This window comes from Streptomyces sp. NPDC102402, from assembly GCF_044765765.1.
In the GTDB taxonomy this organism is placed as follows: domain Bacteria; phylum Actinomycetota; class Actinomycetes; order Streptomycetales; family Streptomycetaceae; genus Streptomyces.
Map to the genome: position 1 here is coordinate 1 of NZ_JBIWKR010000002.1, position 13,320 is coordinate 13,320.

The 13,320-nt window shown below is 72.5% G+C and carries 12 protein-coding genes and 1 pseudogene; 5 read left to right on the forward strand and 8 right to left on the reverse strand.

Annotated elements, in window-relative coordinates; all coding sequences use genetic code 11:
- The first annotated feature begins 215 nt into the window (after window positions 1–215).
- Window positions 216–1,424, forward strand: a pseudogene (locus tag ACIRJR_RS04760) (IS701 family transposase).
- Window positions 1,425–2,296: 872 nt separating this feature from the next.
- Here ACIRJR_RS04760 and ACIRJR_RS04765 read toward each other — a convergent pair.
- From ACIRJR_RS04765 to ACIRJR_RS04780, 4 genes are all read right to left on the reverse strand, one after another.
- Window positions 2,297–2,701, reverse strand: a complete 405-nt coding sequence (locus ACIRJR_RS04765; protein ID WP_403773859.1) for a hypothetical protein — start codon at window positions 2,699–2,701, stop codon at window positions 2,297–2,299.
- A 590-nt stretch (window positions 2,702–3,291) separates the two neighbouring features.
- On the reverse strand, window positions 3,292–3,657 hold the full coding sequence (locus ACIRJR_RS04770) for a hypothetical protein (protein WP_403773862.1): 366 nt from the start codon (window positions 3,655–3,657) through the stop codon (window positions 3,292–3,294).
- 74 nt (window positions 3,658–3,731) lie between these two features.
- Window positions 3,732–4,430, reverse strand: a complete 699-nt coding sequence (locus ACIRJR_RS04775; RefSeq protein WP_403773865.1) for a TNT domain-containing protein — start codon at window positions 4,428–4,430, stop codon at window positions 3,732–3,734.
- A 220-nt stretch (window positions 4,431–4,650) separates the two neighbouring features.
- The gene (locus ACIRJR_RS04780) at window positions 4,651–6,042 is read right to left on the reverse strand and encodes an NAD(P)/FAD-dependent oxidoreductase (protein WP_403773867.1); all 1,392 of its coding nucleotides are present in this window, start codon (window positions 6,040–6,042) and stop codon (window positions 4,651–4,653) included.
- 63 nt (window positions 6,043–6,105) lie between these two features.
- Between ACIRJR_RS04780 and ACIRJR_RS04785 the strand changes: the two genes are divergently transcribed.
- Together ACIRJR_RS04785 and ACIRJR_RS04790 are read left to right on the forward strand one after the other, a co-directional pair.
- Window positions 6,106–7,014, forward strand: a complete 909-nt coding sequence (locus tag ACIRJR_RS04785) for an aminoglycoside phosphotransferase family protein (protein ID WP_403773870.1) — start codon at window positions 6,106–6,108, stop codon at window positions 7,012–7,014.
- Between the two features lie 37 nt (window positions 7,015–7,051).
- Entirely contained in the window at window positions 7,052–7,528 is a 477-nt protein-coding gene (locus ACIRJR_RS04790; RefSeq protein ID WP_403773873.1) for a GNAT family N-acetyltransferase, read from the forward strand.
- A gap of 168 nt (window positions 7,529–7,696) precedes the next feature.
- Here the strand turns inward: ACIRJR_RS04790 and ACIRJR_RS04795 are convergent, their stop codons facing one another.
- Window positions 7,697–8,890 carry an NAD(P)-binding protein gene (locus ACIRJR_RS04795; protein WP_403773877.1) on the reverse strand — a complete coding sequence of 398 codons (1,194 nt, stop codon included), beginning with the start codon at window positions 8,888–8,890 and terminating at the stop codon, window positions 7,697–7,699.
- Between the two features lie 99 nt (window positions 8,891–8,989).
- Between ACIRJR_RS04795 and ACIRJR_RS04800 the strand changes: the two genes are divergently transcribed.
- A complete protein-coding gene (locus ACIRJR_RS04800) occupies window positions 8,990–9,697 on the forward strand; it encodes a pentapeptide repeat-containing protein (protein ID WP_403773880.1) in 708 nt (235 codons plus the stop codon).
- 18 nt (window positions 9,698–9,715) lie between these two features.
- Here ACIRJR_RS04800 and ACIRJR_RS04805 read toward each other — a convergent pair whose 3' ends face one another.
- The 3 genes from ACIRJR_RS04805 to ACIRJR_RS04815 all read right to left on the reverse strand — a co-directional run bounded on the left by ACIRJR_RS04805 (window position 9,716) and on the right by ACIRJR_RS04815 (window position 12,624).
- Window positions 9,716–10,213, reverse strand: a complete 498-nt coding sequence (locus ACIRJR_RS04805; RefSeq protein WP_403773882.1) for a hypothetical protein — start codon at window positions 10,211–10,213, stop codon at window positions 9,716–9,718.
- A gap of 75 nt (window positions 10,214–10,288) precedes the next feature.
- Window positions 10,289–10,915 (reverse strand): response regulator, encoded by a 627-nt coding sequence (locus ACIRJR_RS04810; protein ID WP_403773885.1) that lies wholly within the window; start codon window positions 10,913–10,915, stop codon window positions 10,289–10,291.
- On the reverse strand, window positions 10,912–12,624 hold the full coding sequence (locus tag ACIRJR_RS04815; RefSeq protein WP_403776333.1) for a sensor histidine kinase: 1,713 nt from the start codon (window positions 12,622–12,624) through the stop codon (window positions 10,912–10,914). The genes ACIRJR_RS04810 and ACIRJR_RS04815 overlap by 4 nt, the downstream gene beginning before the upstream one ends.
- Window positions 12,625–12,721: 97 nt before the next feature.
- Between ACIRJR_RS04815 and ACIRJR_RS04820 the strand changes: the two genes are divergently transcribed.
- Window positions 12,722–13,279 (forward strand): heme-binding protein, encoded by a 558-nt coding sequence (locus ACIRJR_RS04820; RefSeq protein ID WP_403773888.1) that lies wholly within the window; start codon window positions 12,722–12,724, stop codon window positions 13,277–13,279.
- Window positions 13,280–13,320: the final 41 nt, after the last annotated feature.

The following is a 13,320-nucleotide window of genomic DNA, read 5'->3' on the forward strand; positions in this document are numbered from 1 at the left end:
AGCCCTCCTGGCAAGTCCCATCGCCGCAGCTCAGCGGTACTCTCCGCCTATCTGATCAAGGTCCGCGCCGGCCCGCCCGTGAAAGCCCGAGGCTAGTAGGGCTTGGTCATATGCGGTCCGTGATGGCGTGTCTTCTTGAACGGTCGTGTCGTTGACCGGGTGTACTGGGTGAGGAGTTGGCTGCGGTCCGGTGTGATCTTGAGGACTTCGCGGAGATGTTCGAGCCGTTCTCGCGGGCGGATCAGCGTCGATGGGGTGGGATCTATCTGCGGGGTCTGCTGCTGGGCGGTGGGCGCAAGTCGGTGGAGCCGATGGCCGCCCGCCTGGGCGAGGACGGGAACCGGCAGGCCCTGGCCCACTTCGTCACCTCCAGCCCGTGGGACGCGGCGCATGTGCGCGCTCGGTTGGCCTGGCGCATACAGCCGGTCATCAGACCCAGCGCGCTGGCCATCGATGACACCGGGTTCCTCAAGGACGGGGACTCGTCGGCGTGCGTGACCCGGCAGTACACCGGCACTGCGGGCAAGGTCACCAACTGCCAGGCCGGCCTCTCGCTGCACCTGGCTTCCAACGGCGCCTCAGCGGCGGTCAACTGGCTTCTGTTCATGCCCGGGAGCTGGGACTCCGCCTCGCCGAAAGCCAATCCGGCCAAGGTCGCCCGCCGTGACAAGTGCGCTATCCCTGCCGAGGCGGGCCATGTCGAGAAGTGGCAGCTGGCCCTCGACATGATCGACGAGACGCGGTTCTGGGGCATCGAGGTGCCCCAGGTCGTCGCCGACGGCGGCTACGGGGACACCGCCGCCTTCCGGCTCGGCCTGGAGGAACGCGGTCTCGACTACGTGGTGGGCATCTCGACCACGACCACCGCGCAACCTGAAAACGCACAGACATGCCTCCCTGCCTACTCCGGCCGCGGCCCACATCCGGTTCCTGCCTACTCCGAGCCCGCGCAGAGGGTGAAGAGCCTGGTCATCGCGGCCGGAAAATCCTCCGCGCGGCCGGTGCGGTGGACGGAGGGATCACGGCCGGGCAGCGGCCGCAGCGGATTCAAGCGCATGTATTCGCGGTTCGTGGCCCTGCGGATCCGGCCCGCCGGACGTGAGGTCCGCAAAGCCACGGCCGCCACCGAGCTGCCGGTCCGCTGGCTGCTGGCCGAATGGCCCGCCGACCAGGACGAGCTCGTGCAGTTCTGGCTCTCCAACCTGCCCGAGACCACGCCGCTGCCCGTCCTCGTGCGCATCGCGAAGCTCCGCTGGCGCATCGAGAACGACTACCGCGAGATGAAACAAGCGCTCGGCCTGGCCCACTTCGAGGGCTGAACCTGGCCAGGCTGGCACCACCACGTCACCCTCGTCTCGGTCGCCCACGCCTTCTGCACCCTGCAGCGCCTGACCCGATCCCCAAAAGAGACGGCGCCGGCCTGAGCCTCTACCGAGTCGTTCGCAAGCTGTAGATACTCCTCGCGACCTGGACCGGCGCCTGCCCCACCTGTCACCGCGACATGCCAGACCCCGCACCAACATGACCAAGCCCTACTAGGGGCTTGACCCAGGAGACGGGGATCCCGGGCGGACTGCATAACGTGCTGTCCTTCAACGGCCTTCGTCGTCTGGGTGAGAAGCAGAGTGGCAGCACTGATGCTCTGGCTTGCGAGCCGGGCGGGCATTGGCCGGGACTACATGCGTGAGCGCTGCGTGAGCGGACGGGGCGGCACCGGATGGATCGGGCGGTACGTGTTGCGAGCGGTCCAGGTTTCCTACCTGGGGAAACGGGATTCGCAGACACCGCCCAGCATGACCCGGGATGATCTTACAGGCCCTTGTAATGCGTAGGTCGTCGGTTCGAATCCGACAGGGGGCTCCATGAAACCCCAGGTCAGGCAGTGTCTGACCTGGGGTTTCTGCTGTTCCGGGGGTGGTGTGCCGGATGGCCGGGGCGCGGCGGGAGGGCCTGCGTGAGCGGTGCCGCTCGGGGGCCCCTACTTCTTGGGCTTCTGGCGCTTGGCCTTCGCGGGCTCCTCGGCCCCGCCCTTCGCCTTGCCGTCGTTGGCCCTGTCAGCCTTCTCGGCTGCGGCCTTGCGCTGGAGGGGCCGGTGCGGGTGGTGATCGCCTGATCAGCGCGGGAGCCGGTGAGAGGCTGTGCAAGAGCCTCGGGTTCGGCGGTGGCATTCCCGCTTGAAGGTCCTTCAACGGTCGAGCGCGGGCGTCATCTGATCGTAGGAGAGTGCGGGACGGCGCTCGTCTCAGCACCAGTGCCGGGCCGGCCATGGCCGGAATCCTGCTGGCACACAGGAAAGCTAGTCGGCCGCCTCAGTCTGCGCGTGCTCGAACACGATGTCGCGCTCCGCCTCCCACTCCCAACCCGGCCGGTCCTGCCGCCGGAACGGTGACTGCTCCGCCAGGGTGAAGAACTGCTGGGACGGCCTGCTCGTCGCGTTGTTCACGACGATGGCGGTCAACATGCCCGGGGCACCCGCACGGTCTGCCTCCCGGCAGGCCGACTCCAGGAGTTCGCTCATGAGCTTCGAGAAGTAGGGAACGGCGAAGCCCTCGGCGGCGAGTTCCGCACTGAGGGTCTTGTAGTTGTCCGTTCTACGCGCAGCGGCCCACCGCATGATGATCTCCATCATGGCGTCGCGCGCCTCGTTGTACCGGTCCGAGCCCCTCGTCAGGGGCATCCGCTTCATACCGTCAGGTGTCATGGGGGCATGGCATCACGGTAGGCATGGCCGTGGCGCCGTTTTCGGCCTTCGCCTGTCTCAAGCGACGGGCAGGCCGCAGAAGCGAGAGGAAGCTCTCCATGGCTGGGTTGTCGCCTGCGGCACCGGATCCGCCCATCGAGCCGGTCATGATGTGACGTTCGAGTAGCGCGACGAACCCCTGTGAGCGGAATTGTGCCCCGCAGTCGGAAGAACCGTCCGTCCGGCGACCTGTGCGCGACGGGCGGCCGCCGAGCTGAGGGCTCTCAACACGATGATGGACTTCGTCCGGCCTTCGATGAAGTAGGCGCGGTGAGAGAGGAGTTTACGTCCTTTACCGCCGACAGGTGCAGCTTGCCGCCGGTGGCGCGTTCGATGACGTCCGTCAGCCACAGCCGGTTCGGTCCGTCGGCGATGAAGTCGCGCCTTACCCGGCCGTCGTGGAGCGGAGGGCCGGACCCGGCGTACATGCCTCGGCCTCTGCGTGTGTCGAACGCGCGCCAAGCCGTTGTCCCGGACGATCCGCCAGGCGGTCCGCGAGGAGTGCACCGCATGCCCCACCACCAGCCGACCTCCAGGGCATCTGCTTCAGTTCATGCGCCGGGTGGTTCGTCGGTGCCCGTGCCGGGGGCCTGCTCGAAGTCCTCCTCGGCCCGGCGCTGGATCTCGTCGGCGTCGGCCAGGAGGCGGTCGACCCGCTCGGGGCCGCCGGGGACGGGCGGCGGGACGTCGGTGAGGGTGTCGTACAGGTAGTCGCATGCCTCCGCCTCGGTGCCGAAGCGCGCGATCACCTCGTCCGTGCCCCGCTGGCGCAGCAGGACCGGCCAGGCGTCCCCCTCCGGGCGCAGTACGTAGTAGGCGTCCAGCTGGAGGGACACGGGGTGGACGCCCGGGATCTCGTACAGGGCGTCCGGGACCCCCTCGCGGTGGAGGCGTTCGGTGAGTTCGGTCCTGTTCATCGCCTGGGTTCCCCTCCTACGCGCCTGGGCGGGCCCCGGCTGTGCCGGGGCCCGCCCAGGGAGTGCGGTCGCGATCAGTTCAGGGCTTCGAGCTTCTCCGCGGTCACCAGGTCCGAGACCCGCTGGGCCGTCTTGTACTGGATCCCCAGGCCGGGCTGCCCGAACCACGGCCGGATGCGGCCGGCCTCCACGGTGAAGGCTTCCTCGACCCGGTACAGGTGGTAGCTGTACGGGTAGGCGTCGGTGTACCTGACGAGGTTGCTCGGCGGGATGGCGCGCTTGGCGTACGGCGTCCCGGCGGGGGCGAGGAAGTTGCCGCGGCCGCTGCCGAAGAGGTCGACCAGCTGGCCCACGCGGAGCGTCAGGGTCTTCTTCACGGGTTCGCCCGCGCGGTCGAGGACGAAGCCGTCGTTGTCCGGGTACCACCAACCGGACTCGCCGGTCTGCGGGTTGGTCTGCCAGTAGCAACCGAGGAACCAGTAGGCCGAGTACGGGCCCGTGCGGTCGTAGTCCCGAAGCATCGCCCCGATGGCGCCGGTCCTCGGCAGGACGCGCGGGCCGAGCCGCCAGTCGTCGAGGTAGTACTGCTCCAGCGCCGGGTTGGGTGCTCCGGCCGTACCGCGTGTCCGGCCCTCGGTCGGGCAGCCGGCCGCCTTGGGGCGGGCCGCGCCGACGGTGTCGGTCGTGTCGGCGTGGACGGCCGTCGGCGCCGTGCCGACGAGGAGGAGGAACGAGGCGATCGCACTGAAGGCGATGTTCCGCAGCACCCGCATAGAAGTCGGTCCCTTCTCTTTGCCCGCGCCGGCCATGAGGTGACGGGGCGTAGAGGTCGCGCGAAGGCGCCCCGTCGGTAGGGGCGCCATGGTGTGGTGACCCTCAGTCAATGGGGTGCGGGGGTGTGCGCGAAGGGAGGGATGCGCGACGTCACCCGCACGGAGTCGCGGTTTCTCCTGATTGGCCTAGGACGGACCCTGGGGCAGGCTCACGGCCGGGTCAGTGGCGTCCCGCGATGCGGTCCGCGGCCTTCGCGATCCGGTCCGTCCCGAGCCGCGGTGAGGCGGCCTCGCGGCGGTCGGCGGCGCGGTAGGCGGCGTAGAGGGTGTGGACGCCGAGCCAGCGGAAGGGCTCGGGCTCCCAGCGGCGGACCCGGTGGTTGACCCACGGGAGCGCGGTCAGGTCCGTGGGGCCGCCCTGGCCGGAGTCCTGCTGGATCAGGTCGCGCAGGGTGCGGGCCGCGAGGTTGGCGGTGGCGACGCCCGAGCCGACGTAGCCGCCGGCCCAGCCGAGGCCGGTGGAGCGGTCCAGGGTGACGGTGGCGCACCAGTCGCGGGGGACGCCGAGCACTCCGGACCAGGCGTGGTCGATGCGGGTGCCCGCGGTGGTGGGGAAGAAGCGGACGAGCAGGTCGCGCAGGGCCTCGACGGTCTCGGGCCGGGTGCGGCCGTCGTTGTCGGTTGCCGAGCCGTAGCGGTAGGGGACGCCGCGGCCGCCGAGGGCGATGCGGTCGTCGGCGGTGCGCTGCGCGTACATGTAGGCGTGGGCCATGTCGCCGAGCGTCTCGCGGCCGTCCCAGCCGATGGTGTCCCAGAGGGCCTTGGGCAGCGGTTCGGTGACGATCATGGAGGAGTTCATCGGGAGCCAGGTCCGGCGGTGGCCCTTGAGGCCCGCGGTGAAGCCCTCGGTGCACCGCAGCACGTACGGGGCGCGGACCGTGCCGTAGGGGGTGACGGCGTGCTTGGGCTTGATCTCGGTGACGGGGGTCGACTCGTGGATCGTGACGCCGAGGGCCTCGACGGCGTCGGCGAGGCCCTTGACCAGCTTGGCCGGGTGCAGGCGCGCGCCGTGCGGGGTCCAGCTGGAGCCGACGGCTCCGCTGACCCGGACGCGTTCGGCCGTCTCGCGGGCGCCGCGCAGGACGCGGTCGGTCTCGCCGAAGGCGATCTCGACGGAGTGGAAGTCCTTGAGGCGGGCGAGTTGGGAGGGCGTGTGGGCGACCTCGAGGACGCCGCCGTGGTGGATGTCGGCGTCGATGCCCTCCTCACCGGTGACGCGGATGACTTCGCCGACGGTGTCGTTCATGGCCTGCTGGAGGCGGACGGCGGCTTCGTGGCCGTGCAGCTGGGCGTAGCGGGCGCGGCCCGCGATGCCGTTGTACAGCCAGCCGCCGTTGCGGCCGGAGGCGCCGTAGCCGCAGAACTTGGCTTCCAGCACGGTGATGTTGAGGAAGGGCACGGCCTTCTTGAGGTAGTACGCCGTCCAGAGACCGGTGTAGCCGCCGCCGACGATGCAGACGTCGGCCGAGCTGTCGCCGGGCAGGGGTTCGCGTGGGGAGGGGGTGCCCTCGTGCGCGTACCAGAACGAGATGCCGCCGTTGACGGTGTTCATGTGTCCCCTGCTTGTCCGTGTGCAGCCCAGTCGCTGGAGGGACGGTACCTCTAGGCTCGCGGTGTGATCGACGTACCGGATGACCTGACGGTGAATCTGAGGACACACAGTGGTGCGGCGGGAGAGGCGTTCGCCGCCGCGTTGCCGGGGCTCGCCGGGAGGTTCCTGGAGGAGTGGGGGCTGCGGCCCGACGGGGCCTCGATGTCCGGGATGTGTGCGCTGGTGCTGCCGGTGGCGCGGGAGGCGGACGGCCGGCGGGCCGCGCTGAAGCTCCAGATGGTGGACGAGGAGACGGCGGGGGAGCCCGTCGCGCTGAGGATCTGGGGAGCGGCCGGCGCCGGGACGGTGGCGCTGCTGGAGCATGACGCGACGACCGGGGCGATGCTGCTGGAACGGCTCGACGAGCGGCGTCCGCTGAGCGGTGTCGCGGATGCCCGGGCGGCGGTGCGGGTGCTCGCGGAATCGCTGGCCCGGCTGGCAGGGGTGTCCGCTCCGGCGGGGATGCGGAGCCTGGAGGACGTGGCCGCGCGGATGCTGGAGGCGGCGCCCGGGGTGGCGGCGGAGCTGGCGGACGAGGGCGAACGGCGGTTGCTTCTGGACTGCGCGGCGGCGGTGCGGGAGGTGGCGGGGGAGCCGGGGGACCGGCTGCTGCACTGGGACCTGCACTACGGCAACCTCCTGGCGGGCCGGGCTGAGGAGGGGCGGGCGGGGGAGTGGGTGGTGCTGGACCCGAAGCCGCTGAGCGGTGACCCGGGGTTCGAGCTGTTCCCCGCCCTGGACAACAGGTTCGACGCGTCCGAGGTGCTGTGGAGGTTCGACCTGCTGTCCGGGGTGCTGGGGCTGGACCGGGAGCGGGCGCGGGCCTGGACGCTGGGCCGGGTGCTGCAGAACGGGCTGTGGGGGGCCAGGGGCGGGTGGCGGCTGGCGCCGCACCACGCGGAGATCGCCCGGCGGCTGCTGGGGCGCAATTGAGGAGCGCGGGGCCGGGGCGCCTGTCTAGGCTGCCCCCATGATTCGCGTAGCCACCCCCGAAGACGTCCCCGCCATCCGCGCCATGGTCCGAGAGCTCGCCGAGTACGAGAAGGCGCTCGACGAGGCGAACGCCACCGAGGAGCAGCTGCACGAGGCCCTGTTCGGCGAGCGGCCGGCCGCCTACGCGCACATCGCGGTGTCGGACGACGACGGTGAAGTGGTCGGGTTCGCCCTGTGGTTCCTCAACTTCTCGACGTGGCGCGGGGTGCACGGCGTGTATCTGGAGGACCTCTACGTGCGCCCGGAGCGACGCGGCGGCGGCTACGGGAAGGCGCTGCTGGCGGAGCTGGCGCGGATCTGTGTGGAGCGCGGGTACGGGCGCCTGGAGTGGTCGGTGCTGAACTGGAACGCCCCGTCCATCGCGTTCTACGAGTCGCTGGGCGCACGCCCCCAGGACGAGTGGACCGTGTACCGGCTGACGGACGGGGCCCTGGCGGAGCTCGGGGCGGCCTGAGCCGGCGCGGTCACGCGCGGTCCGGGGGCGGCGTCACGGTACGAGGACGACCCGTGCGGGCCCGGGCCGCATGGCGGGGCTCCCCGGGGGCGGTGGCGGTGAGGTGCCGGCCGGTCGCCGGCCCGCGCCCCAGGTGGTGCGGTGCGCCGGCCGGTGACCTGAGTGCCCTCAGGTGTGCTCGAGGTCGAGCCCTTCCCGCGGAGCGTGGCCGAGGAGCCCCACCGCCAGGACCGCGGCTCGGATCCCGCTGTTGAACGCGACCTCGCTGAGGAGCCCGGGTGCGGCGACCTGGTCGCCCGCGAGCAGGATCCCGTCGCCGCGGTCCACGGCGGGCCGGTCGCGCCAGGTCGTGCCGGGGCGGTCGACGGCGCCGGTGCGGCCGGAGGCGAGGGCTTCGCGGCGCCAGGTGGTGCGGTCGCGCCAGCCGGGGAAGCCCAGGTCGAGCAGGTGCTCGGCGCGACGGACGGCGTCGGCGCGGGGGGCGCCGGGGGCGAGGGGGATCTGGGCCTGGACGAGCTGCTGGCCACGCGGGGCGAGGGTCGGGTCCTGGGCGGTGAACCGTTCGACCCAGCCGGGGGCGTCGAGGTCGGAGACGATGAACGGATCGCCGCGCCGCGTCCGCAGCGCGAGGTCGAGCAGGGCGGTCCGGCCGCTGTCCCAGGTCAGGGCGGGGTCCTCCAGGAGGGCGCGGGCGGAGTCCAGATGGGTGGCCACGATCACCGGTCCGCCGCGCCGGAGGCCGGCCAGGTCGCGGGGGCCGATGCGTGCGCCGGTCTCGATGCGGACGCCGAGGTCCCAGGCCCGGGAGGCCATCCGGCCGACGAGGCGCGCCCAGCCGCCGACGGGGTAGCGGGCCTCGGGCGGCAGCGCGGTGGCGCGTCGCAGCCGTTCCTGGACGAAGGCGGCCGAGAGCGATCCGGGGTCGTGGTGGAAGAGGGCCACACCCATGTGGTGCGCCGCGGCGCGGGCGCCCTGCTCGCCCACCTGGCCGGTGGCCCAGGTGCGGAAATCGCTGTCGACGGGGGCGCGGCGGGGGCTTCGCAGGGCGAGACGCAGCAGGGCGAGGGGCGGGGTCCTGCGCAGGGCCCCGTCGCGGTGGAAGAGGAAGCGGGTGCCTTCGAGGGGCGGCACGGAGGCGAACGGGCCGAGGAGTCCCCGCCGTTCGAGCCAGGCCCAGTGCGGGCCGCGGCGGTACAGGGCGTGCGGCCCCTCGTTGGTGAGGTAGCGGCCTTCCGCGGTCCTGGCCCGCCCGCCGAGGGTGTGGTGGGCCTCGTGAAGGGTGACCTGGGCCCGGGACTCGGCGGCGGTGATGGCGGCGGTCAGCCCGGCGAGGCCGCCGCCGACGACGTGGATGCGCTGCATGGCTGGGTCTCCTCGCGGGTGGGTGCTTCTGCACGGAGGACGTTCGGCCCGCTGGTTCTGTGACATCGGGCCGGGGCGATGTCAGTGGTGTGCGTCACGATGGGGGGCATGGCACGTACAGGCAACAGGAGCGGCAGGAGCGCGGGCGCGAAGGACGGGGTGGCCCCGGCGCGGCGGCCTGAGGTCCGGCTTCCGCCGCTCGTGGAGTACGACGGCGAGGGGCTGGAGCCGGACGGGGACTACGACGGGGTGCTCTTCGGGGGGACGGACCTCGCCGACGCCTCGGGTCCCGGCGCGCGCTTCATGGACTGCGAGCTGCGCGGGTGCGCGCTGGACCGCACGGAGCTGGTGCGGGCCAGATTCATCGACTCGGTGCTGACGGGTGTGCGCGGTGTGGGCACCGATCTCGCGGGGGCGTCGTTGCGGGACGTGGAGGTCGTGGACGCGAGGCTGGGCGGGGTGCAGCTGCACGGTGCGGTGCTGGAGCGGGTCCTCGTGCGGGGCGGGAAGATCGATTACCTGAATCTCCGCAGGGCCAGGCTGAAGGACGTCGTGTTCGAGGGCTGTGTGCTCTCGGAGCCGGACTTCGGGGAGGCGCAGCTGGTCCGGGTGGAGTTCCGGGACTGTGTGCTGAAGCGGGCCGACTTCAGTTCGGTGCGGATGGAGTCCGTCGATCTGCGGACGGTGGCAGAGCTCGGCATCGCGCGAGGGGTGGAGCGCCTGGCGGGGGCGGTGATCAGCCCGTCCCAGCTGATGGAGCTGGCTCCGGCCTTCGCGGCGCAGATCGGGGTGCGGGTGGAGGCGTAGACGAGGGTTCCGGCGCCGTCAGAGACGGGGGAAGCGGGCCTGGAGGTCCCAGATGACCGGGTTGTCGGCGAGGCCCTCGTGCATGTCGGCCAGGTCTGCGATCAGGTCGTGCAGGAAATCGCGGGCCTCGCGGCGCAGCAGGGAGTGGCTGAAGGTGAGCGGGGGCTCGTCGCCGGGCATCCAGTCGGCCTCGACGTCCACCCAGCCGAAGCGGCGCTCGAAGAGCATGCGGTCGGACGATTCGGTGAAGTCGAGCTCGGCGAACTGCTGGCGGTGCGAGCGGTTCCCCCGCGGGTCGCGGTCGATCTGCTCCACGATGTCGCAGAGGGCCCAGGCGAAGTCGAGCACGGGGACCCATCCCCAGGCTGTGGACACCTCGCGGTCGGCCTTGGTGTCGGCCAGGTAGACGTCCCCGGAGAACAGGTCGTGCCGCAGGGCGTGGACGTCCGCGCGGCGGTAGTCGGTCTGCGGGGGGTCCGGGAAGCGCCGGGAGAGGGAGTAGCCGATGTCGAGCACGGTTCGATGGTGTCATGCCCGGCGAGCGCCCCGCGCCGTGCGGCGCTGAGGGCCGGGGAGGGCGGGGCTCGCGGGTCAGGGCAGCAGCCGCTGTTCGTTGGCGACGGCGACCGCTCCCGCCCGGGTGTCCACGCCGAGCTTCTCGTAGATCCGGCCCAGGTGGGTCTTGACGGTCGCCTCGCTGATGAAGAGGGCGCGCGCGATGTCACGGTTGCCGAGTCCCTGCGACAACTGGCCCAGGATGTCGAGTTCGCGGTCGGTCAGGGTGGGCCGGGGGCTGCGCATCCGGGCCATGACACGGCTGGCGACCGGCGGGGAGAGCGTGGTGCGGCCCTGCGCGGCGGCGCGGATCGCGGCGAAGAGCTCCTCCGGCCGTTCGGCCTTCAGCAGGTAGCCCGTCGCCCCGGCCTCGATCGCGCGGGTGATGTCGGCGTCGGTGTCGTACGTGGTGAGGACCAGCACGTTGGCGGTCCCTGTGGCGGCGATACGGCGGGTGGCTTCGACGCCGTCGATCCCGGGGCCCAGCTGCAGGTCCATCAGGACGACGTCGGGGCCGAGCCGGGTGGCGAGGGCCACGGCCTCCTCGCCGCTGCCGGCTTCGCCCACGACCTCGATGTCGGGCTCACCACCGAGGAGGGCGAGCAGCCCGGCGCGTACGACGGCGTGGTCGTCGCAGAGCAGGATCCGTACGGGCGGGGTCATGCGCGTTCCTCCGGGGCGGGCGGGGCGGACGGTGTGGACGGGGCGGACGGTGTGGACGGGGCGGACGGTGTGTGTGGGGTGGACGGGGCGGACGGTGTGTGGGGGGTGGACGGGGCCGACGGCGTGTGTGGGGCGGACGGTGTGTGCGGTCCGGGCGGTGTGGGCGGGGCGGCTGGGTGGGGCAGGGGGACGGCGGCGGACAGGACCGTGCCTTCGCCCGGTGCCGATTCGACGGTCAGGGTGCCGCCGAGCTGATGGACCCGGGCCCGCATCGCCGGCAGCCCGTGGCCGCGTACGCCCTCGGCCGGGCGGGGCCGGGCGGGGCCGAAGCCCCTTCCGTCGTCGGCGATGTCGAGGACGACCCGGTCGTCGAGGTGGGTGAGCGTGAGCGCGGCGACGGTCGCCTCCGCGTGCTCGGTGACGTTGGCGAGGGCACCCTGCGCGATCCGCAGCAGCGCCGACTGGACCCGGTCGGGGAGGGGAGCGGCCGGGACGCCCTCCACATGGCAGCGGACGGTGAGGCCGCCGCCCGCCTGGGCGGTCTCCCGGGCGGCCAGGGCGTGCAGCGCTGCCTCCAGCCCCCCGCCCTCCGCCAGGTCGGCCGGGGCGAGGTCATGCACAAAGCGGCGTGCCTCGGCCAGGTTCCGCTCGGCGATGCCGGTGGCGGTCAGGACATGGCGGCGGGCGGTGGCCGGGTCGGTGTCCCAGGAGCGTTCGGCCGCCTGGAGCAGCATCTGCTGGCTGGAGAGGCCCTGGGCGAGGGTGTCGTGGATCTCCATGGAGAGCCGCTGGCGTTCGGCCAGGGTGCCTTCCCGGCGCTCCGTGGCGGCCAGCTCCCGGCGGGTGCGCAGCAGGTCGTCGATCAGCTCGCGCTGACGCGCGGCCAGGTCCCGTTGGCGTACGGCCTGGCGCTGCATGTGCACGAACACCGCGGTGGCGACGGCGGCGACGGCGGGCGGGGCCAGGACGAGGTTCGGGTCGAAGCCCGTGGCGAGCCGGAGCTGCGCGGCGACGACGAACACGGTGAGCAGGGCGACGAGTGCGAGGGCCGCGCGCGGGGGCAGGATCCGCAGGCCGGTGTAGAAGAGCGGGACGGCGCACCACGCGAAGCTCGGCGCGAGGACGACCAGGACCATCCACACGACGACGAGGATGCCGAGCCAGGTCAGCCGGCGGGGGGTCGGGCGGGATCCGAGCACCGGGCCGACGAGGTACAGCAGGGCGAGGACGGCCGACAGCGCGATGATCCAGGGGGTACGGGTCTCGCCGGGGTGGCGCATCAGGAAGCGCGCGAGGGAGGCGCCGAGCAGCAGGAAGAACGCGGCGTGCATGAGGAGGGCCAGCCACCGGGCGTCCGGGTCGTCGGCCGCCCCGGGCAGACCCGTCGCCGGGTGTGGGCCCCTGCGTCCATGGGTGCCCGTGGCCCCCGGCCGGTCCGCCGGCCCCGGCCGTCCCGTGTCCGGCCCGGTTCCGTTCCGCCGCACCTCGTACCCCGCGCTCCCTCGGCCGTGACCGCCGCTGCTGCTGACCTGTGGCGCCGTACGCCGCTGCTGCTGACCTGGCGGCGCCGTACGCCGCTGCTGCTGACCTGTGTCGTCGTACGCCGCGCTGCTGACCTGCGCGGACACCCCATGGTCACCCCTCCGGGCCCCTTCCGCATCAACCGATCGGCCGACCGGGCCGTCGGCCGACGTGGCTGCCGGGTCCATCCGGTACGCCGACGCCCCGGACCCGGATCCGGCCGGAGGATCGATGGAGGAAGCCAACGGTTCGAGGCCGGACCGCAATCACCCCGAGGAGCCCACCATGAAGAAGATGTCGCTGCGCACCCGTGTCCTGACCGGTGCCGTCGCCGCCGCGGCCCTGAGTGCCGGCACCTTCGGCGCGATGTCCGCGAACGCGTCCGCCCCGGCCGCCGCGCCCGCCGCCGCGGTGAAGGCCGACGCCGCCGACCGGAATCTCCAGCAGTCCACCCACCTGACCGTCGCCGCCGCCACCAAGGCCGCGCAGGCCGTGCTGGACGCCGCGAAGAAGGAGAACCAGCGCGTCTCGGTGGCCGTCGTCGACCGCAACGGCAACACCGTCGTCACCCTGCGCGGCGACGGCGCGGGCCCGCAGTCCCCGGAGTCCGCCGTGAAGAAGGCGTACACCGCCGTCTCCTGGAACGCGCCCACGTCCGAGCTGGTCAAGCGCCTGGAGCAGGCCCCGAACCTGAAGGACATCCCCGGCACCCTGTTCCTGGCGGGCGGCTCGCCCGTGCAGGTCAAGGGCGCTCCGGTGGCCGGCATCGGCGTCGCGGGCGCCCCGAGCGGCGACCTGGACGAGAAGTTCGCCGCGGCGGGCGTCGCGGCTCTCGGCCGGTAGCGGACGGTCCGGCCCGGCGGGCGTGCGAACCGTACGGGCAG